The organism is Micromonospora sp. WMMB235 (assembly GCF_001855515.1).
Classification (GTDB): Bacteria; Actinomycetota; Actinomycetes; order Mycobacteriales; family Micromonosporaceae; genus Micromonospora; species Micromonospora aurantiaca.
In genome coordinates, this window is the sequence record NZ_MDRX01000001.1 from 1,742,882 (window position 1) to 1,762,587 (window position 19,706).

General features: G+C 73.0%; 21 protein-coding genes. 6 read left to right on the forward strand and 15 right to left on the reverse strand.

Annotated elements, in window-relative coordinates; genetic code table 11:
- Positions 1–67 precede the first annotated feature (67 nt).
- Positions 68–679, forward strand: coding sequence for a PadR family transcriptional regulator (locus BFV98_RS07545; RefSeq protein ID WP_013285666.1), 612 nt, complete (start codon positions 68–70; stop codon positions 677–679).
- 57 nt (positions 680–736) lie between these two features.
- Here the strand turns inward: BFV98_RS07545 and BFV98_RS07550 are convergent, their stop codons facing one another.
- A complete protein-coding gene (locus tag BFV98_RS07550; protein WP_013285665.1) occupies positions 737–1,357 on the reverse strand; it encodes a nuclear transport factor 2 family protein in 621 nt (206 codons plus the stop codon).
- 293 nt (positions 1,358–1,650) lie between these two features.
- On the opposite strand from BFV98_RS07550, the gene BFV98_RS07555 reads away from it, so the two are divergent.
- Together BFV98_RS07555 and BFV98_RS07560 are read left to right on the forward strand one after the other, a co-directional pair.
- On the forward strand, positions 1,651–2,295 hold the full coding sequence (locus tag BFV98_RS07555; RefSeq protein ID WP_013285664.1) for a hypothetical protein: 645 nt from the start codon (positions 1,651–1,653) through the stop codon (positions 2,293–2,295).
- Between the two features lie 14 nt (positions 2,296–2,309).
- The gene (locus BFV98_RS07560) at positions 2,310–3,341 is read left to right on the forward strand and encodes a hypothetical protein (protein WP_030268728.1); all 1,032 of its coding nucleotides are present in this window, start codon (positions 2,310–2,312) and stop codon (positions 3,339–3,341) included.
- Positions 3,342–3,419: 78 nt separating this feature from the next.
- On the opposite strand, the gene BFV98_RS07565 is transcribed toward BFV98_RS07560, so the two are convergent.
- The 7 genes from BFV98_RS07565 to BFV98_RS07595 all read right to left on the reverse strand — a co-directional run bounded on the left by BFV98_RS07565 (position 3,420) and on the right by BFV98_RS07595 (position 10,501).
- Positions 3,420–3,803, reverse strand: coding sequence for a VOC family protein (locus BFV98_RS07565; protein WP_013285662.1), 384 nt, complete (start codon positions 3,801–3,803; stop codon positions 3,420–3,422).
- 127 nt (positions 3,804–3,930) lie between these two features.
- The gene (locus BFV98_RS07570; RefSeq protein WP_225319672.1) at positions 3,931–5,340 is read right to left on the reverse strand and encodes a peroxidase family protein; all 1,410 of its coding nucleotides are present in this window, start codon (positions 5,338–5,340) and stop codon (positions 3,931–3,933) included.
- Positions 5,341–5,555: 215 nt separating this feature from the next.
- Positions 5,556–6,305: an SDR family NAD(P)-dependent oxidoreductase gene (locus BFV98_RS07575; RefSeq protein ID WP_013285660.1), complete on the reverse strand. Its 750-nt coding sequence runs from the start codon at positions 6,303–6,305 to the stop codon at positions 5,556–5,558.
- Positions 6,302–7,774: an MFS transporter gene (locus tag BFV98_RS07580; protein ID WP_071095612.1), complete on the reverse strand. Its 1,473-nt coding sequence runs from the start codon at positions 7,772–7,774 to the stop codon at positions 6,302–6,304. The genes BFV98_RS07575 and BFV98_RS07580 overlap by 4 nt, the downstream gene beginning before the upstream one ends.
- A 28-nt stretch (positions 7,775–7,802) precedes the next feature.
- Complete coding sequence (locus BFV98_RS07585; protein WP_071095614.1) at positions 7,803–9,152, reverse strand: cytochrome P450; 1,350 nt, start codon at positions 9,150–9,152, stop codon at positions 7,803–7,805.
- Positions 9,153–9,333: 181 nt separating this feature from the next.
- Positions 9,334–9,921: a copper resistance CopC family protein gene (locus BFV98_RS07590; RefSeq protein ID WP_071095616.1), complete on the reverse strand. Its 588-nt coding sequence runs from the start codon at positions 9,919–9,921 to the stop codon at positions 9,334–9,336.
- 1 nt (position 9,922) lies between these two features.
- On the reverse strand, positions 9,923–10,501 hold the full coding sequence (locus BFV98_RS07595; protein WP_071095617.1) for a hypothetical protein: 579 nt from the start codon (positions 10,499–10,501) through the stop codon (positions 9,923–9,925).
- Positions 10,502–10,741: 240 nt separating this feature from the next.
- Between BFV98_RS07595 and BFV98_RS07600 the strand changes: the two genes are divergently transcribed.
- A complete protein-coding gene (locus BFV98_RS07600; protein ID WP_071095619.1) occupies positions 10,742–11,884 on the forward strand; it encodes a carboxypeptidase-like regulatory domain-containing protein in 1,143 nt (380 codons plus the stop codon).
- Here BFV98_RS07600 and BFV98_RS07605 read toward each other — a convergent pair.
- The 5 genes from BFV98_RS07605 to BFV98_RS07625 form a co-directional block, all read right to left on the reverse strand.
- On the reverse strand, positions 11,823–12,203 hold the full coding sequence (locus BFV98_RS07605) for a glyoxalase/bleomycin resistance/extradiol dioxygenase family protein (protein WP_013285654.1): 381 nt from the start codon (positions 12,201–12,203) through the stop codon (positions 11,823–11,825). The two genes, BFV98_RS07600 and BFV98_RS07605, sit on opposite strands and share 62 nt — an antisense overlap.
- Before the next feature lie 18 nt (positions 12,204–12,221).
- Positions 12,222–12,464: a DUF5988 family protein gene (locus BFV98_RS07610; protein ID WP_013477259.1), complete on the reverse strand. Its 243-nt coding sequence runs from the start codon at positions 12,462–12,464 to the stop codon at positions 12,222–12,224.
- Between the two features lie 199 nt (positions 12,465–12,663).
- A complete protein-coding gene (locus tag BFV98_RS07615) occupies positions 12,664–13,401 on the reverse strand; it encodes an ABC transporter permease (protein ID WP_013285652.1) in 738 nt (245 codons plus the stop codon).
- Positions 13,398–14,339 (reverse strand): ABC transporter ATP-binding protein, encoded by a 942-nt coding sequence (locus BFV98_RS07620; RefSeq protein ID WP_013285651.1) that lies wholly within the window; start codon positions 14,337–14,339, stop codon positions 13,398–13,400. Before BFV98_RS07620 ends, BFV98_RS07615 begins: the two co-directional genes overlap by 4 nt.
- 304 nt (positions 14,340–14,643) lie before the next feature.
- On the reverse strand, positions 14,644–15,309 hold the full coding sequence (locus tag BFV98_RS07625) for an HAD-IA family hydrolase (protein ID WP_013285650.1): 666 nt from the start codon (positions 15,307–15,309) through the stop codon (positions 14,644–14,646).
- A gap of 199 nt (positions 15,310–15,508) precedes the next feature.
- Between BFV98_RS07625 and BFV98_RS07630 the strand changes: the two genes are divergently transcribed.
- Positions 15,509–16,921 (forward strand): acyl-CoA synthetase, encoded by a 1,413-nt coding sequence (locus BFV98_RS07630; RefSeq protein ID WP_013285649.1) that lies wholly within the window; start codon positions 15,509–15,511, stop codon positions 16,919–16,921.
- Here BFV98_RS07630 and BFV98_RS07635 read toward each other — a convergent pair.
- The gene (locus BFV98_RS07635; protein WP_013285648.1) at positions 16,918–17,580 is read right to left on the reverse strand and encodes a 4'-phosphopantetheinyl transferase; all 663 of its coding nucleotides are present in this window, start codon (positions 17,578–17,580) and stop codon (positions 16,918–16,920) included. The two genes, BFV98_RS07630 and BFV98_RS07635, sit on opposite strands and share 4 nt — an antisense overlap.
- Before the next feature lie 156 nt (positions 17,581–17,736).
- Between BFV98_RS07635 and BFV98_RS07640 the strand changes: the two genes are divergently transcribed.
- Positions 17,737–18,234 (forward strand): cold-shock protein, encoded by a 498-nt coding sequence (locus BFV98_RS07640; protein WP_030268717.1) that lies wholly within the window; start codon positions 17,737–17,739, stop codon positions 18,232–18,234.
- A 42-nt stretch (positions 18,235–18,276) separates the two neighbouring features.
- Here BFV98_RS07640 and BFV98_RS07645 read toward each other — a convergent pair whose 3' ends face one another.
- Entirely contained in the window at positions 18,277–19,653 is a 1,377-nt protein-coding gene (locus BFV98_RS07645) for an AMP-binding protein (protein ID WP_013285646.1), read from the reverse strand.
- Positions 19,654–19,706: the final 53 nt, after the last annotated feature.

The following is a 19,706-nucleotide window of genomic DNA, read 5'->3' on the forward strand; positions in this document are numbered from 1 at the left end:
GCCGAGCGCCGCACTAGGACTAATAGTCATAGTGGAAGCCGCAGCCGCCCACCGCAAGGAGGACATCGTGGCAGATCCCCATCGGCCCGGGGCGCCCGGCCTGCCGGCCACCGCGTACGCGGTTCTCGGTCTGCTCTCCTTCGGGCGCGAACTGACCGGTTACGACCTGCGCAAGTGGTCCATGAACATGCGCTTCTTCTACTGGAGCCCGGCGCAGAGCCAGGTCTACAGCGAGCTGCGCCGGCTGCTGGCCCAGGGCTACATCAGCGAGCGGCAGGAGACGCAGCGCGGCTCGCAGACCAAGCGCCACTACCGGATCACCGACACCGGGGTGGCGGCCCTGCGGGCATGGCTGAGCCGGGACGAGGTGGATCCGCCGGTGATCAAGCACAGCGTGATGCTGCGCCTGTTCTTCGGTCACCAGGCGGACCCGGAGGAACTGCACCGCGCGCTGCACGGCTACCTGTCCTGGCTCCGGGAGCAGCGTGCCGACCTGGGCGAGGTCGGGCGTGGGCTGCTGCCCGACTTCCGGTACCCGCATCTGGTGGCCGTGTGGGGCCAGGCCTACTACGCCGCGGAGACCGCGGCGGTCGAAGCGGTGCTGGCCGAACTCGAACGTCTCCGGCCGCCGGCGACGCCGGCCGGGCCCCCTGCACCGCCGGGACCGCAGGACCACTGAGACCCTGGGCGCGCGACCGGGGCCCGTCCGTCCGGACGGGCCCCGGCGGGTCCGGCGTCAGTCCCGGGCGGATGCGCCACCCGATGCCGGCCGGGAGGCCGCCGCGCCGGCGGACGAGCCGGCGGTGCCCGACGTCGGCGGCGCAGTGGCCGGGCCCCCGGCGGGCGCGGAGGACCCGCCCGCCTCGGGGCCCAGCAGCTGCGCGGCGAGCGCCGCACCGTCGTAGTAGACGCGCCACCGGAAGATCCGCCCGTCCCGGAACTCGAAGGTCTCGGCCACCTCGGCCTTCACCAGCCGGTTGGTCGGCGGGACAGTGCCGCCCGGCACCTCCAGCGGGCCGGTCTGCAGACCTCCGCCGGCGTGCTCACTGGCCACCTTCTCGCCGTCGGCGATCAGGTTGGTGATGAACAGCCGCGCCTCGGGCAGCGCGGTCTTGGAGATCGAGAACCAGCGGCGCAGTCCGTCCGGCCCGCGGTAGATCTGCCCGGCCGGCACGTCGTGCAGTTCGAAATCGTCGGTGACGCTCTCCACGATGGAGTCGAGGTCACCCTGGTTGTACCACTCGAAAATCTGGTGGATGAGTCGGCTGTTGCGCTCCGGTGCGCCGGGGTCCCCGAATCCCAGCAGCCCACTGAGCAACGTCCGGAGTTGTTCGCCGAACACGCGCAGGTCATTCACGTGGCTCTCCTATTCTGCTGTGCCGCTCCTCCATTCGTACGGCCGCCGCGGTCATCGAACTTCTCGCAGCTTGCCGCGCTTTCCGGGCCGGACGCGGACGGCCGGCGGACGGCCGCGCAGCAAGGGGGAAGAAGCCGCACGGGCGGTGCGCACCTACCAATGGATGGAGATCGGTGTGCCACGTCTCCGAACGGAGATCGGTAAACGATTCTTCAAGTCGGCTGAGGAGCGGCCCCGCCGATCTTCCTGGGGAAGCGCCCGCCCACGGCCGCACAACTGTGAGGAAGGACAGAATGCCTGCACTGCTGCATTCCCACGAAGTCAGCCAACTTCTCGAACTGGTCCAGGACCAGCCTGGTTCCACCTCCGTCTTCCTCGACCTGCTCGGCCAGATCAAGGACCGGGTGGCCGCCGCCATCGACGCCGACCCCCTGGTCGCCGAGCGTCTGGGCGGCAACCGGCACCGGCTGATCGACATCGAGTTCCGCGAGGAGGAGCAGAAGGTCGCCGACGCCCAGGTGTCGGTCCGCCTCGCCGAGGCGGTCATCTACGACTACGACCGCAGCGTCCTCATCATCGCCGTGCTGGACCTGCGGGCCGGCGTGGTGGAGGCGATCGTCGAACGGCCGGGCATCCAGCCCGCGCTGACCGCGGAGGAGCGGGAGGAGGCGTACGAGCTGGTCGTCACCGACGACCGGTACGAGGCGCTGCGTGCCCGCGGCCCGGTCGACATGGTGGCCCTGCCGGCCCGGGCGGCCCAGATCGAGGAGAACCCCCGCTTCGGCCACCGGCTCTTCCAGCTCTACTTCTGGTCCCGCGGTGACGCGCCGGCCCGGGTCGGGCAGGCGGCGGTCGACCTGAGCACCCGCGAGGTCGTCCCGACCGACGAGGCGCGGGGCACCGCGTCGGGGCCGCAGACCCAGGCTCCCCACAACTGACGAGGAGACAACCAATGCCTGGCGGTTACATCACCCACGCCAACTGGACCTTCGGATACTCGATCAACACGATGCAGGGCACCGGGCTGCGGCTCGCCCACGCCCACTTCGACGGCCGACCCGTCCTGTTCCGGGGCGAGCTGGCCTTCACCCTGGTCGACCACGGCCCGACCCACGGCGTGGCCAAGAACGGCCTCGGCGCCCGGGGCGGCGGGTCGCCCCTGGTGCCGCTGCTGCCCACGGCGCCCAACGCGGCCGGGAGCGACCTGCCCCCGACGGCGATCGCCACCAACGACAGCCAGTACGACGCGGCCGCCAATCCGACCGGCGCGGTCCACGTCGAGCGGTACGGCCCCAGCGGCATCGAGCCGGCGAAGGTCGCCTTCTGGGCGAAGTTCCAGGCCGGTGACTACCAGTACGTGCACCGCTGGGAGCTCTTCGAGGACGGCGTCATCGCCGCCTCGGTGGGTGTCGGCGGGCGGCCGGCCGCCGGCCCGGTGGCGGGTCTGCCGCACACCCATCACCACTACTACCGGCTCGACCCGGACGTGGCGACGATCGGCGGGAACACCGTCCAGCTCGGCACCCGGGGCGGGGCCGCCGCGACCCAGTGGCAGAACGTGGCGCGTGGCGCCCACACCCTGGAGCCCGGCTCCCGGCTGCGAGTGGCGAGCGAGGCGCCCAAGCCCAACGGCCTGCTCCGTTCCTACGAGCTGCTGCCGGGGTCGAACATCGGCCCGGACGGCCGCACCAGCAGCGCCGACCTCTGGGTCGCGCCCTACCGGGGCAACCTGGACGACGGCTACGAGGTCGGCACCGACGACAGCGTTCTGACCTCGAGGTACGCGGCTGAGACGGGCGCCTCGGTGGGCGAGGAGAACGACCTCAGCCTGTGGTACGCGCTGCGGCAGCACGTCGAGCCGCGGACGGCGGGCGAGGAACACCGGATCGTGCCCTACCGCTTCACGGGCTTCCGGCTGGACCCGCGCGACTTCCTCGACGACACTCCGAACCGGCTGTACCGGACCTCACCGCCCTCGCCGTGAGGCGGGCGGCCTGATCCGAGGTCGAAAACAGGGGTGGGGCCCTCGGCGGCCCCACCCCGTCGTCGCGTCCCCGGACGGTCAGCCCGTCGGCGGCTTGAGCCGGTCGGGGGCCGGCTCCCACAGCTCGATCCGGTTGCCTTCGGGGTCGATCGCCCAGCCGAACCGGCCTTCCGGATAGTCCTCGGGCTCGGGGCTGACCTCCACGCCGGCGGCCCGCAGCTGCGCGAGCATCGCCGCCATGTCCCGGACGCGGAAGTTGAGCCGTACCGCCTGCCCGGTCTCCTCCTCGACGTCGGCGCCGTACGGCGCGAAGACGGTGGGGCCCTGCTCCTGCCACCAGTCCCGGTCCTCGTCCGGAGTGGGCGGTGGCGTGAGGCCGAGGTGGTCGACGTACCACTTCGTCATCGCCGTCGGGTCCTTGACCCGGAAGAAGAGACCACCGATGCCCGTCACACGTTCCACAGGGAACCTCCGTCTGATCCGCCCCGCACCCGGCGGGGCCGGGCGCTCACGTCTCGTGCACTATGACTGTCAGTCATAGTGCACGAGACGCACGATCCACGCCAGCCGGACACGGGTGGGCGGGCCGTCAATCTCCGGAGCCGCGCCCAGCCGGCACCAGACCGGCGAACCGGAGCAGTTCCACCATGCCGAAGACACCGTTCTGACCGGCCAGAGTGGGTCGCCAGGCGGGGTAGGCGGAGCAGTACGACATCGGGTCTCCCTTCAGGATCCCCAGCAACACCTCCGCCACCAGCCGCCCGCCGACCGGGCCGAGCCGGTGCCCGCCGGTGAGCACCTCCGCCTCCTTCAGGATGTAGTACCAGAGGTAGGCGGGACCGTCGAAGTCCAGCAGCTCGTCGGAGAGCGGCACCTCCCCCATGGCGCGTGCGACGTCCTGGCCCGACGGCAGCTGCTGCGCCTCGCTGCGCAGCATGTTCCGCACGGCCAGCGAGCCGAGCGACTTCGCGAGCGCGCCCTCCTTCGCTCCCGGCACCGCGCTCACCGGCAGGTTGAGCAGCGCCGACGTGAGCGAGGCGCCGAACGCCTTGGCCCGCTGGGGTACCCGGTTCGGGTCGGTCCGGAAGAACAGCGACCAGTCGATCGAGTGCTCGGGCAGGATCCGCCCGCCCCGCAGGTCCGCCCGCGGGCTCGGGGGCGCGTTCCGATCGGCCGGGAACAGCGGCGCGCTGAACTTCTCGTTGATCTGGTAGCGGGGCAGGATCGTCGAGTGCATCACCCGGAACGCGGCGACCGCGAACTCCACCGGGATGTACGGCACCGGACGGGGGTCGTAGAAGCGCAGGCCGTTCTCGAAGATGTCGTCGACGATGTGCTGCCCGACGAAGAGCGGCAGGTACTCGTGCACCACGATCCACTGGAAGTGCCAGCGGACCAGCTGCTGTGCCTTGTAGGTGAGTTCGTTGTAGTAGTTGTCGAGGGAGAGCAGATCGTCGAGCCGGCCGGCCGGCGCGTCACCCGGGGCCGCCGGTCGTGACCGGACCCGGTCGCCGACCGCGTCGGTGAGGCTGCCGTCGGCCAGCCCGTCCACCACGCGGTTGTGGAACTTGATGAACGCGAGGTGGATGTGGGCGATCAGCATGTTCTCGTCGTTGCGCGGATCCCCGATCAGCGGCACCCCCTCGGCGGTTCGCGCGAAGTCGGTACCGCCCGGCCCGAGTACCAGTTTGGTGCCGTGCGACGCCTGGTCGTAGAGGTAGGGGTCGACTGTCGGCCCGGCGCCGTAGAGCGCGTCGAGGTCGAGCCGCGGCGGCCGGAACGCCTGGATGGCCTCCGGGTCGACCTGCTGGTTAAGAACGGTGGTGGGGTCGAAGGTGATGTTGTGGTCGATGAACTGGGCGAGGTAGACGAAGCCGGTGTCGACCGGGCCGAGCTTGTCCGGGGTGATCTCCCCCGCGTCCAGCCGGCCTCCCGGAAGCCCGTACTCCTCGGCCAGCGGCAGGCCGGTCGGGCGACGGGGCGGCAGGTTGGGAAACATCCGGCCGAACCGGCCGTGCTGTGCGGTGTTCCCCGGGGGAACGTGGAGGCCGCGGTGCTGTGTGACGCCGTGACGCATGGCAGTCCCTTCATGAGGCTGACGCGAAGGGGCGCGACACCTGGTCGCGCCCCTTCGCCATTGATAGCCACCGTCGGGTGCCGGGGTCTTCTCCCGGCTTGCGGATCCGCCACGCAGCCGCGGACGCGCCCGGCCGCTCAGCCGGCGAGGAAGCCGCCGTCCACGGCGAGCACCGCGCCGGTCACGTAGCTCGCCTCGGCCGAGGCGAGGAAGACGGCCGCGCCGACCAGGTCCTCCGGCTCCGCCACCCGGCCGATCGGGATCCGCTGGGCCAGCATGGCCTGGACCTCGGGGGCCTGCAGGAGCGGCTCCATCATCGGCGTCCGGGTCGCTCCGGGGATCAGCTCGTTGACCCGTACGCCCTGCGGGGCGAACTCGGCGGCCCAGCTCACCGTCAGCATGTGCAGCGCCGCCTTCGCGGCGGCGTACACCGCACCGCCCGGAGAGCCCCGGTGGGCGCCCGCGGTGGTCACGTTGACGACCGACCCGCCGCGCTCCACGAGGGACGGCAGAGCGGCCCGGGTGACGAACAGCGGCGCCTTGAAGTTGATCGCCAGGACCTCGTCGACGTTCTCCTCGGTCACCTGGCCGGCGGTGCCCATGCTCATCACGCCGGCGTTGTTCACGACGACGTCGACCCCGCCGTGGCTGTCCAGCACCGCCCGCACCAGCCGGCCGGCCTCACCGGGCCGGGACAGGTCCGCGAGGACCGCCTCGGCCCGCCCTCCGGCGGCCGAGATCCGCTCGACCACGGCGTCGGCGCGTTCCTTGTCCCGGCCGTGCACGACCACAGTGGCGCCCTCGGCCGCGTATCCCGCGGCGATGGCCCGGCCGATGCCGGAGGTGGAGCCGGTGACCAGCGCTACTCTTCCCTCGAGACGGTTCATGACGGCACTCCGATCGACGTGTGGTCCGGGCTGTCGGTCCGGTCCGGCGACGCAGCGGGTCGCGGCGGCCGGATGACGAGGGTGAGCAGCGCGGCGGCGACGAGGATCACGGCCGCGACCTGGAAGGCGAGCACCGTGCCGCCGATGGCGGCGGCGTCCTCGCCGGCGCCGTCGGAGACCATCTGCCGCGACCTCAGCCCCGCGAGACTGACCAGCAGCGCCAGGCCGACGGCACCGCCGATCTGCTGGGCGACGGTCAGCATCCCCGAGCCGAGGCCGGCGTCCTCGGCGGTGGTGGCGGACATCGCGGCGGTGGCGAGGACCGGCACGGCGAGCCCGGCGCCCAGCGCGACGAGCACCATGCCGGGCAGGATGTCCGGCAGGTAGCGTTCGGTCCCGTCGATCCAGGACAGGTAGAGCAGTCCGGCCGCGGTGAGCAGCGGTCCCACGAGCAGCACCGGCCGGGGGCCGAGGCGCCCGACCAGGCGCTGCGAGAGCGAGATGCCGATCAGCAGGCACACGGCCATTGGTACGTACGCCAGGCCGGTCTGCAGCGGCGACCAGCCCAGGCGCTCCTGGACGTGCAGGGTGAGCAGGAAGAACATCGCGAACAGGCCGGTGGTGAAGAGCATCATGGTGCCGTTCGCCGCGCTGCGCGTGCGGTTGGCGAAGAACCGCAACGGCACGAGCGGGTACGCGACCCTGCGTTCCTGGAGCACGAACGCCGCGAGCAGCACCACGGCCACCGCCAGCGGAACGAGTGCGCGAGGGCTGCCCCAGCCGGCGCCGGGCGCCTCCAGCAGCGCGAACACCAGGGCGGCGAGGCCGACCGTGGCGGTGACCGCGCCCGGGATGTCGACCCGTTGGCGAGCGGCCGTCGCGGCGGGCGGAACCAGTGCCGGCACCAGCGCGAGCACGACGACCGCCACCGGCAGGTTGATCAGGAAGACCAGCCGCCAGGAGACCAGGTCGGTGAGCAGACCGGACAGCACGTAGCCGACGATGCCGCCGAGGGCGGCGATGCCACCCCAGAGGCCGATGGCCTTGGCCCGCTCCGCGCCCTCCGCGAAGATCAGGGTGATCAGGGCGAGCGCGGTCGGCGAGGCCAGCGCGCCGCCGACGCCCTGGAGGAACCGTGCCGCCACCAACTGCCAGGGCTCCTGCGCGACGCCGCAGGCGAGCGACGCCACGGCGAAGACGGCCACACCGGCGAGGAACACCCGACGGTGCCCGACCAGGTCCCCGGCACGTCCACCGAGCAGGATCAGGCCGCCGAAGGCCAGCAGGTAGCCGTTGACCACCCAGGCCAGGCCGGTGGCCGAGTAACCGAGGTCCTCGCGGATGGACGGCAGCGCGACGTTCACCACCGTGTCGTCCACGACCAGCATGAACTGCACGAAGCAGAGCAGTGTCAGCGCCCACCAGCGCCGGCGTACGGGTGAACGGGGCGCATCGGCCGCAACGGCCATGTCTCCTCCTGGGTTAGTGCACGACGTCTCACGTGCGGCGTGACTCGACGACCATGGGCAGGCTGTTGGGCAGGCCGCCCTTGGCGACCGACGGCTTCACGACGTGACCGGGCACGGGCCGCAGGCGCAGCCGGCGGACGAGCGTGGCGAACACGACGAGCATCTCGGTCATGGCGAACTGCTCGCCGATGCAGATGTAGCGGCCGGAACCGAACGGCAGGAACGCGTTGCGGGGCACCTCTGCCGCACGTTCCGGCAGCCACCGGTCCGGGTCGAACCGGAGCGGATCGCGGTAGATCCGGGGGTCGCGGTGGATCGCCTGCGGGCTGAACATGATGGTCGCGCCGGCCGGCAGGGCGTACCCGCCGAGTTCGACGGCCCGGGTCGTCTGGCGGGTCAGCACCCACATCGCGTACAGCCGCAGCACCTCGCTGAGGAAGCGCCGGGTGTACTCGAGCTTCGGCAGGTCGGCCGCGGTGACCGGCCGGTCGCTGAGCACGTCGGTCAGCTCCTCGTGCAACAGGCGCTCGACGTCCTCCCGCTGGCCCAGCTCGTACGCCGCCCACACCAGGGCACCGTTCGTGGTCTCGGTCGCGGCGGTGGCGATGGTCATCACCTCGGCGTGGACCTGCAGGTCCGGCATCGGCTCGCCGGTCTCCTCGTCACGGGCCGCGAGCAGCATCGACAGCACGTCCCCGTGGTCGACACCGTCGCGCCGGTACGCCTGGATCATCCGGTCGATGATCTGGTGCAGCCGGTGCAGCGCCCGGTCGAAGCGGCGGTTGCCCGGGGTGGGAAGGGCCGCGAGGGCCGGCATCATGGTGCGGACGGCCACGCCGCTCACCGCGATCGGGATCGACGTGCGGAACTCCTCGACCGCCTCGCGCCCGATGTCGGAGGCGAACAGCGCCTTCGCCGCGACGGTGAGGGCGATCTCGCGCATCTCCTGTTCCATCACGATCCGGTCGCCGTCGCGCCAGCCGGCGATCCGCTCGCCGGCGATGGCGCGCATGACGTCGACGTAACCCGCGACGCGTTCCTTGTGGAACGCGGGCTGCATGAGGCGGCGCTGGCGGTGGTTGAAGTCGCCGGTCGAGCACGAGATGCCGTTGCCGAGCACGAGCTTCGCCTTCTCGACCAGAGGGCCCTTGCCGGCGAAGGCCGGGGCGTCGGTGACCAGCACGCGGCGCAGCAGGTCGGCGTCGTTGACCACGTAGACCGGTTTGCGGCCGAGGTAGATCCGGACCACCGGCGCGGTGTCCCGGGCGCGCTCCATCAGCCGGAGTCCCTGGCTCATCAGCAGCGGTGCGTGCCCGGCTATGGGCAACCGGCCGGGCAGCACCGGCACCTCTGGCTTCGTCGTGTCTGCGGCGACCATCGGATCCTCCCCGGCGGTTCGCGCCCCACCCGGCTGGCAGCGCCGGCCGGGATGCACCGCGGGCGAGCGGCGATCAGCCGACGGGACGGCGGCGCACGGAATCCGTCGCCGCCCGACGCCCTCTATGACTAACAGTCATAGTGGAGTATGACTATCAGTCAGTGCAACCCCGGCGCGCCGTTCACCTGCCGGGCGAGGGGTCGTCCCGCCGGCGCCGGTGCAGCAGCCGCAGTCCGACGACCAGCAGCACCAGCAGGTCGGCCCCGAGCAGCACGAGCACCCACGGCTCGGCCGACGCGCCGTGCGAGTGCCCGCCCCCCGCCGGATCGACCTGGACACGCGGATCGGGCCGGTCGCCGACGACTGCCGGCGGCGCGTCCCCACGTACGTCGAACCGGATCGTGCCGGCCAGCTCACGGCCGGCGCCGAACTCCGCGTGATAGGCCACCAGGTACGTCCCCTCGCCGGCCGGCGGCACGGCGATGCTGATCTGGCGTCCACGAACGACCGGGCGGCCGACCTGCGGCGCGATCCCGGGCGCGGCGACCGAGAGGTGCGTCCCGGAGCCGGCCGGCGGGCGGTCGAAGGTGAGCGTGACCGAGGACGGCGGCCGGCCGACGACCGCCCGGTCCGCGGGCGCCGCGGAGACCATCCGGACCGGTGCCGCGGCGGACAGGACGCTCAACAGCGGTACGCCGAGCGCGAGCGCCGCCACCGCCGCACCGGCCGCCCAACCCGTGCGGGGCGGCCGGGCGGCGGGGACGGGCACGTCAGGCCCCCGCGGGAGCGGGACGACGACAGCTGCACCGCATCAGTGCCCGCTCGTGCCACGTCGGACGCAGGTGCAAGCCGATCGCGATCACCATCGGCGCGAAGACCACGGCGTTGTAGAACAGGTGCAGCTCGACGCGCGGGAACACGACCTGGGCGAGGCTGGTCGGCACCGGGCGACCCAGCAGGTACTGACCGGTGAGCGACTGGACGAGCAGCAGCAGGTGCTCCAGGTGGTGCCACACCTGCACGCCGAGGGCGATGCCCCACCACAGCCGGGCGCGGCCGACGAAGCCGTCCCGCAGCAGCCAGAAGCCGGCGAGCATCACCAGGGCGTATCCGTAGTGCAGCCACTCCGACTCGATCAGCCACGGGAAGGGCATGCCCAGCAGACCACGGGCGTCGGGCCGGCTCCAGCCCAGGATCCAGATCTGCGCGGCCTGCACGAGGTGCTCGGCCCAGTGGGCCAGCACGACGAACGTGAACACGTTGATCGCGGCGCGGTGCCAACTGGTGTTCCACGTCGTGACGAGCGACGTGGGGTTCACCGGCTGGAGCCGCCGAGGACGGTCGGACATCGGGCCTCCGGGGATCGGCGCTGACGGCGTGGCCGTAGCGGTCGGACGGCTTCGACGGTAGGAGCGGACCGGGTCCGGAACCTCTTCCCGCTTGCGGTCCGTCCCGGCCGGACGGTCCCGGCCCGTGCGGGCTGCCGGCCGGCCGCCGGAGGCGGGTCGCGAGGCCGGCGCCGGACCGGGCATAGTGGCCCGCGGCGCCATCGACCGGCGTCGCCGGCTCGGGGGAAGAGGTGGTGGGGTGTGACGACGCGCTCACGTGTCCGGCTGGCCCGGGCGGCCGCACTGGTGGCGCTGGCCGGAGGGACGCTCGCGGTGGCGGCGGCACCGGCGACGGCCGCGCCGGAGACGGTGAGCATCCTGAGCGTGTCGGCGGAGAACGTGAAACCCCGCGAGACGGTACGTGTGCAGTTCCGCGTCACCAACGACGGACGCCGCGCCGAGACGGCGATCGTGGTGGTGGGCGGCGGCCTGCGGTGCGCCACCGGCTGCCGGGCGGAGCCGAATCTCCGGCCCGGTCAGAGCCGGACCTTCGACGCGACACTCGTGGCCCCTGACGCTCGCCCGGGCGAGACCACCGGCCTCAACATCTCGGTCGGCGTGCGGCTCGCCGGGCAGAACAGCTACGCGTACAAGATGGTCTACGTCCACGGGCCGGGCGCCTCGCCCTCCGGCGAGGCCGAGCCGGCGGCGGGGGTGAGGGGGGTCTCCGGCCGGGTCGGCGACGCCGACGAAAAGGCCATCGGCGGGGCGGATCTGACCATCCGGGACAGTGCCGGCCACGAGTACCGGACGACCAGCGACCGCAGCGGCCGGTTCTCGATCACGTCCAGGGCCGGCAGGACGATCGCCGAGGGATCCATCACGGTCCGCGCGACCATGGACGGCTACCGCACCGCCCGCGCGACCGTACGGGGCCGGGCCGGTGACGTCGCGACCGTACGGTTGACCCTCTCCGCGGTGCCGGCGCCGACCACGACGTCGCCGTCGCCCACCGCGGAGGCGAGCCCTCTCGCCGAGGCGGCTGACGACGACACCCCCGCGGCCGCGCCGCCCACACTCACCGCCACCGGTGACGAGGGCGGCAGTACGTCGATGTTCCTGCTGGGCGGCCTGCTGGTCGCCGCGGGCCTGGGCGCGCTCGCACTGGTGATGGTGCGGCGCAGGAGCGCACCGGGCGCGGCGGCGGAGGCGGCCGCTCTCCCGGCGGCCCGGCTGCCGGCCGGCGGAGACCTGGCCGACGCGCCGACCGCGATCCTGCACATCGGGCCGGCCGGCGGAAGCCCGGCTGTCCCGGGTCCGCCGGGGCGCGCGAAGGCTCGCCCTACGCCGTCCGCTGCGGGCCGACGACGCTCCAGCAGAGGCCGGCAGGGTCGCGCAACATGACCTGGTGCGACGGGGCAGCCGGCGGCTCGAGGTGGGCGCCCGCGGCCACCGCCCGCCGCAGCACCGACTCGGGGTCCGTCCGCTCGATGGTCAACACCTCGTCACGGTCTGCGGCCACCGACGGGTCGCCCGCCTCCCACCACTCGCTCACGGTCAGGTGATGGCCGCCGACGGCCAGTTCCGCGTGCACGACATGCCCGTCGAGCAGGCACTCCCGTTGGATGGCCACGGCGTCGAAGACGTCCGTGTAGAAGGCGATCGCCTCGCTTGTGTCGCTGACCGTCAGGTGCGGTCCCGTACGCTGGTCCTGTGCCCGCATGAGACTGCTGTCCCTTCGCTACTCGGCGATCCGGGTCCGACCGGTCCAGCGGAAGACCACCGGCTCGACCGCCGCGGCGGCGTTGCCCCGCTCGAAGTGCTCGTACCCGCCGTAGTACAGGATCTTGATCTTCTTCTCGGCCGTGGACACCCGACGGCTGCGCAGGTCGGCCGGCAGGTCGGCCGGGCCGCCCTCCAGGACGACATCGATGACGCCGGCGGCGTCCCGGGCGACCGGATCAGCTTGCGAAACGTCCTTCATGGCACGACCTCCGTCGCATTCCGCACACCTTACGAGCCGCTACAGGGGCGACGGCGGCTCGGTCCACACAGGTCCAACGACACCCGACGCCGGGTGAACCGAACGTAGTGCAGATCACATTTCGCCGGCACCCTTAGCGCACCCCTAGATACGCCCTGGGCAGCGACGATGCCCAGACCAGCCCTGTCGGGCGGCGGGCTCACTCCCAGCGGAAGAAGCGCGTCGCCCCCAGGGAGGCGACGGCGGCCGTGACGGCCAGGGCGATCAGCTGCGGCAGTTCGGGGTCGGCGCCCGCCCACGCCGCGCCGATGGTGTCGACCGTCGCGCCGAGCGGCGAGTAGTCGGCGACGACGGCCAGGGCACTCGGCATCCGGTCGCGGGGCAACCAGGCACCGGCCAGGAAGAGCAGCGGGAAGAACAGCGCGGGGCCGATCGACTGTGCCGCCCTGGCCGACGGCGCCAGCGCCGCGATCAGCAGGCCGACGGCGAACAGACACGCGACCCCGAGGAGGAAGGCCAGCACGAACCCGGGCAGGTTGGCCGGCGCCGGCTGGTCCAGCAGGAACCGCACGGCGATCGCGGTGACCACCGCACCGAGCACGCCCATCACGAGGTTGACCACGACCTGGGCGACCAGCAGCAGCGCGGGCTGCACCGGGGTCGTCGCCAGACGGCGCAGGATCCGGCGTTCCCGGTAGATGCCCAGCGCCATCGGCAGGGTGAAGAGCGCGAGCATGCCGATGGTGAGAGCCAGCGCGAGCGACGGCAGGAACGTCTGCTCGGCGTGCTGCCCGGTGTCGGCGGCCGTACCGGCACGCTGCGGCAGGCCGAAGACGAGCATCAGGCCGATCGGCAGGGCGAAGACGAAGAACAACGACACGGGCTCCCGGAGGAACAGCTTCGTCTCGACGGCGATCAGCTTGGACAGGGCGCTCACGACGACCTCCCGTCGGTCGGGGACTGCGCGGCGGTCCGGCCGCCACGGCCGGTCAGGGCGACGAAGGCGTCGTCGAGGCTGGGCTGCTCGACCCGCAGGTCCGTGTAGGTTGTTCCGCGCCCGTTGAGCACTGACAGGACCGACTGGAGCACGTCCTTCGTGCCGGTCACCGTCACCTCCGCGCCGTAGCGGCTGACCCCGGTCACGTCGGGCGAGGCGAGCAGCAGGGCGTCCTCGACCGGCTCCGCCGGGCGGAAGTGCACACGGTGCTCGCTGCCGACGCGGGCGAGCAGGCCAGCGGGGCTGTCGATGGCCACCACCCGCCCCTTGTCGATGATCGCGATCCGGTCACAGAGTCGTTGCGCCTCCTCCATGAAGTGAGTGACCAGCACGACGGTGACGCCGCGGTCGCGAATCCGCTCGACGAGATCCCAGGTGTCCCGGCGGCCCTGCGGGTCGAGGCCCGTGGTCAGCTCGTCGAGGATGGCGATCTCCGGCCTGCCCACCAGCGCCAGGGCCACCGACAGTCGCTGCTTCTGCCCGCCGGAGAGCTTCTGGAAGTAGGTGTTGCGCTGCTCGGCCAGGCCTAGGTCGGTCAGCAGCTCGTCGATGTCGGCCCGGTTGCGGTAGAAGGACCGGTACAGGTCCAGCGCCTCCCGCACCCGCACCTTGTCCGGCAGCTGGCTCTCCTGGAGCTGGGCGCCGACGCGCTGGCGCACCTCGGTGCGGTCGCGCACCGGGTCCAGCCCGAACACCCGGACGGTCCCGCCGTCGGGACGGCGCAACCCCTGCACGCACTCCACCGTGGTCGTCTTGCCGGCGCCGTTCGGGCCGAGGACGCCGAAGATCTCGCCCTGCTCGACGGTGAAGGAAACGTCGTCGACCGCGACCTTCTCGCCGTACCGCTTCTGCAGATGATCGACCTCGATGACCGGCATCTGGGGTGGTCCTCCTTCATGTGCGGTTTGCCGTCGGAAAGGGCGGACCCCTCGGCTGATCGCGGCGTCGGTTCGCGGGAACGGGCCGGACCCGGGCCGACCGACGCCCGACATCATCCGCGCAACCGATGCGCCGATCAACTGATCGGGTGACGAATCGGGGGTGTCGATGTCGGGGAACGATCCTCCACAGGGGTGCCGCCCGGCGACAGGGGTGTCGCCCGGTCACGCCAGGTGTCCGTGCGTCCGTCCGGGCGGGCGGCGGCTCCGGGCGGCTTCTCGCCCACGGATCCGGTGTGGCTCGTCACCGCCGTGCCGGGCACAGCGGCAGCAACTCGTCGAGCCGGGTCAGAACGACGTCCGGGCCGGCCGTGCGCAGCGTCTCCTCGTCGGACTCGCCCCACAGCGCGGCCACCGCCGTCACCCCGGCCGCCCGCGCGCTGGCCAGGTCGCTGGGCGCGTCGCCGACCATCAGCGCCTCCGCGGGCCGGGCCCCGAGCAGGTGCAGCGCCCGCCGTACGATGTCGGGCGCGGGCTTCGGGCGGGGCACCTCGTCCGAGCCCACCACGTGGTCGACGAGCGGCAACAGGTCGAGCCGGCCGAGCAGGTCCCGGGCGCGTACGCCGCTGCGGCCGGTGGCCACGGCGAGCCCGATCCCCCGCCGACGCAGGGTGCGCAGCAGCTCCGCCGCGCCGACGACCGGGCTGACCCGGTGTGCAAGGCGGTTGCTCTCCCGCACGAACGGCTCGGCGAGCGCCGCTGGCAGACCCATCAGCTCCAGCACCTCCGGCAGGTACCGGCCCGGGTGGCGGCAGTACTCCTCGACCGGGGCCATGCCGTCGCCGACCACCTCGGCGTAGGCGAGGGCGAACGCCTCTCTGGCCACGGCGAGGCTGTCGACCAGCACCCCGTCGAGGTCGAGCACCACCGCCCGGACACCGTCGGGTGCCGCCGTCGCCCTCGCGACCACCGATGTCACCTCCCCGCCCGCACGACCGCCACGGCCGGTAGGGGTGGCAGGCCGCGGAGACCCCCGACTACGGTCAGGACCGTTCTCCCGGCCCACCGGCGCGGCGCACTCGCCCACCCGGATCCGGCGGTACCCCACGACCCTACCGGCGTCGCGGCCCCCGGCAGGGCTCGGACCGGGCCGCTGAGAGGATCGCACCATGCCGCTGCTGGGCTGGCTGACGAAGGGCACCGACGAGCACCCGGACGCGATCCGGGTCGACGGCCGGGCGGTGTCCTGGGTGGAGCTTCGCCGCCTTGCCACGGCGGTGGCCGACGAGCTGCGCGGCGTCGACCGGGTGGCGATCGAGGCCACCGCCACCCTGGAGACCGTGGTCGGCGTGGTGGGCGCGCTGACGGCCGGGGCGGCGGTCGTGCCGATCCCGCCGGACGCCGGGCCGATGGAGCGCGATCACATCCTGCGCGACTCGGGCGCGACGGCGCTGCTGGCCCCGGCCGGCGCGGAACGCACCGTCGGTGACGCCGGCCGGCCCGTCGTACCCGTCGACCTGACCCGCCGGTCGGACACCGTCCACCCCGAGCCGGATCCGGCCTGCACCGCGGTGATCCTCTACACCAGCGGCACCACCGGCGCCCCGAAGGGCGCCGTGATCTCCCGCCGCGCGATCGCCGCCTGCCTCGACGGGCTGGCCGACGCCTGGGCATGGACGCCGGACGACCTGCTGGTGCACGGCCTGCCGCTGTTCCACGTGCACGGGCTGGTGCTCGGCGTGCTCGGACCACTGCGGCTGGGCGGCCGGCTGCACCACGTGGGCCGCCCCCGCCCCGACCGGTACGCCGCCGCCAACGGCACCATGTACTTCGGGGTGCCGACGGTGTGGTCCCGAATCGCCGCCGACCCGGACGCGGCCCGGGCGCTGCGTCCGGCGCGGCTGCTGGTCTCGGGCAGCGCGGCGCTGCCGGCGGCGGTCTTCGCCGACCTCGCCACCCTCACCGGTCACCGGGTCGTCGAGCGGTACGGGATGACCGAGACCCTGATCACTGTGAGCGCCCGGACGGACGGCCCACGCCGGCCCGGCACCGTCGGGCTGGCGCTGCCCGGGGTCCGTACGCGGCTGGTCGGCGACGACGGCACCCCGCTCCCGGCCGACGGGGCGACGATGGGCGAGCTTCAGGTCACCGGCCCCACGCTGTTCGACGGCTACCTCAACCGTCCGGACGCCGACGCGGCGAGCCGTACCCCGGACGGTTGGTTCCGCACCGGGGACGTCGCCACCGTCGACCCGGACGGCTGGCACCGGATCGTCGGCCGGGCGTCGACCGACCTGATCAAGAGCGGTGGCTACCGGATCGGCGCCGGCGAGGTGGAGGACGCCCTGCTGACGCACCCGGGGGTCCGTGAGGCAGCCGTGGTGGGCACCCCGCACCCCGACCTCGGTCAGCAGGTCACCGCGTACGTGGTGGGCGACGGGGTGGGCGAGGCCGAGCTGATCGACTTCGTGGCCCGGCACCTTTCGGCGCACAAGCGACCACGCGAGGTGCGCCTTGTCGACGCCCTGCCCCGCAACGCCCTGGGCAAGGTGCAGAAGACGCGGCTCAGCGCAGACGGTTAGGACGCGACCGCCGGGATGCTGACCGCGGTGACCACCAGCCCTTGCTCGACCAGGAACCTGCCCGCGAACGCCCGCACCTCGGCCCCGCCGAACACCGGACCGGGCACCAGCAGCCGGGCCTCGAACGTGCCGGCCGGGTCGAACACGATGTCCGCCTCGGAGAAGTCCAGCCACTGGCCGGTGAGCGGGAACCACGCCTTGTACACCGCCTCCTTGGCGCTGAACAACAGGCGGTCCCAGCAGACGGCGGGGCGGACCGCGCCCAGCGTGACGGTGCGCGACCGTTCGGCCGGCAGGGCGATCGCTCCAAGCACCCCGTCGGGCAGCGGGGCGTGCGGCTCGGCGTCCACCCCGAGGCTGGCGAACGCCGCCGTACGGCCGACGACCGCCGCCCGGTAGCCATCGCAGTGCGTCATACTGCCGACCACGCCGTCCGGCCAGAGCGGGGCACCACGTGCGCCGGAGACGATCGGCGCCGGGGCGAGGCCCAGCTCGCCGAGGGCCAGCCGGGCGCAGTGCCGCACTGTGGTGAACTCCCGGCGGCGTTTCTCCACCGACCGTGCCACCAGCGCCTCCTCCTCGGGGAACAGGGTCACGCCGGCGGGATCGGTGAAGGACTCGGACACCGCCACGGTGGGGGGCAGGATCTGCTCGATCACGTTGGCCGATGGTAGGCGCTGCGGCACCCCTCGCCACGGCGGGCCTCGGCGATAGGTGCACCATAGGGGTCGGGTACGGGTGCCGGCCTGCACGGGACAGGTGCCACTCTGGGCGCCGTCCCGGTCCTGCGGGCGGGGCACCTGGATTTGGGGCGGATGGACGCGGGAATGGCGATGCTTACTGGCAAAGTGGTGCGGTTCGACGAGGTGCGGGGCTACGGGTTCATCGCCCCGGACGACGGCAGCGACGACGTGTTCGTGCACGCGAACATGCTCGACGGCGACAAGTGGGCACTGACGCCTGGCGTCCCGGTCGAGTACGACGCGGTGGAGACCGAGCGCGGGCCCAAGGCCGTGCTGGTGCGGGTGTCCGGCGTCGCCCCGGGTGCGGATCGCGTCCCGGCGGCCGGTGCCGGGCTGTCCGCCCGGGCCGGCGTCACGGTCGGCGGCGGGCGCAGCAGGGACAGCGGGCAGGCCACGGGCGGCGCGGAGGACGACGAGGGCCTGTGCGACGTCCTCTCCGAGCGGGCCTTCTCCGCGGAGACCACCGAGGCGCTGGTGACCTCCGTGTCGGACCTGACCGGAGCGCAGATCGTGGCGGTACGTGCGAGGATGCTGGAGCTGGCCCGGCGGCACGGCTGGGTGGAGGGCTGACCGTGGCGGGGGCGGGTCACCGCCGCCCGCTGTCCGGCCGGCTCAGCCGCGGGCGATCAGCAGAGACTTCCTGATCCGCCCGAAGGCGCTGCGCGGCAGCTCGTCGACGAAGTGCACCCGCCGGGGGCGCTGGCCCGCCGAGAGGTACCGGCCGACGTGGTCGATGAGCACCTGTGCGGTCACCCCCTCGGCGACGACGTAGGCGGTGACCTGCTCGCCGAGCGCGTGGTGCGGCGTGCCGACGACGGCGGCGTCGCGCACGCCGGGGTGGCTCAGCAACGCCTCCTCGATCTGCCCGGTGGGCATCCGCCGGCCCCGGCTGTGCACCACGTCGAGCCCGCACCGCCCGATGATCCGGTACGTGCCGTCGGGGGCCACGCTGGCCAGGTCCCCGGTGGCGTGCCAGCGACCGGCGGCGAGGCTCCGCCCGCCGACGTACCCGCTGAACAGCGTCGGCCCGCAGACGCTCAGCTCGCCCGCCGACTGGCCGTCGGCCGGCACCGGCCGGTCCTCGCGGTCCAGCACGCGCGTCTCGACGCCGGGCAGGGGGGTGCCGACAGCGCCCGGAACCGAACGGTCGCCGGCCCGCCCGGTCAGCGCGACGAGCGTCTCGGTGGTGCCGTAGGCCTGCACCGGCCGGTGCGAGGTGAGCAGTCGGAGCCGCTCGGCCACGGCGCGGGCCAGCGGACCGTCCGCGGAAACGAGGATCCGCGCCGCGGACAGCGGCCGGGCCCGGTGGCCGTCCAGCGCTATCCTCGCCCACTGGTCGGGCGACGCCAGGTGCATGGAGCCGACCGGCCCGGCGGTGCCGGCGTCATCGAGGTGGACGAAACGGCTTCCGGCCCGCAGTGCGCCGAGCAGGCCGACGACCAGACCGTACGCCCGGAACAGCGGGGTGCCCTGGACGACCACGTCCTCCTCGCTCCAGTGCCACGCACGGGCCAGAAGGTCGAGGTCGGCGGCGATGGCGCGGCGCGAGATGCGCACCCCTCGTGGCGGCCCTGATGCGCCACCGGTGTAGAGGATGACGGCGTCGCTGCCCGGGGCGGGCTCGGGGTGCCGCGTCGAGGCGTGTTCTCGCAGGTCGACCGGGATCGTGGACAGGCCGTCGGCCCCGGACGGGGCACGGCCGAGGATCACCGTCGCTCCGGACTGCCGCAGGATGCGGCGGCGTTCGCGTTCGTCGGCGCCGGGAGGCAGCGGTACGAGCGGCGCCCCGGCGAGGAGGGCGCCGAGCATTCCGACCACCGCTTCCAGCGTCGGTGTGCCGTCGACCGCGACCGCGGTCGCGCCCCTGATCCGATCAGCGACGGCGGTGACGCAGCCCAGCAGGGCCTCGCTGGAGAGGGCTTTTCCGGCCACCGTGACCGCGTCGGCCCGATCCGCACCGAATCCACGCAGCACCGGCAGCAGTGTCATCTCCGCTATCCCCTGCGCGGGGCCGCAACGAGTCGCGGCGGCAGCTGGGACAT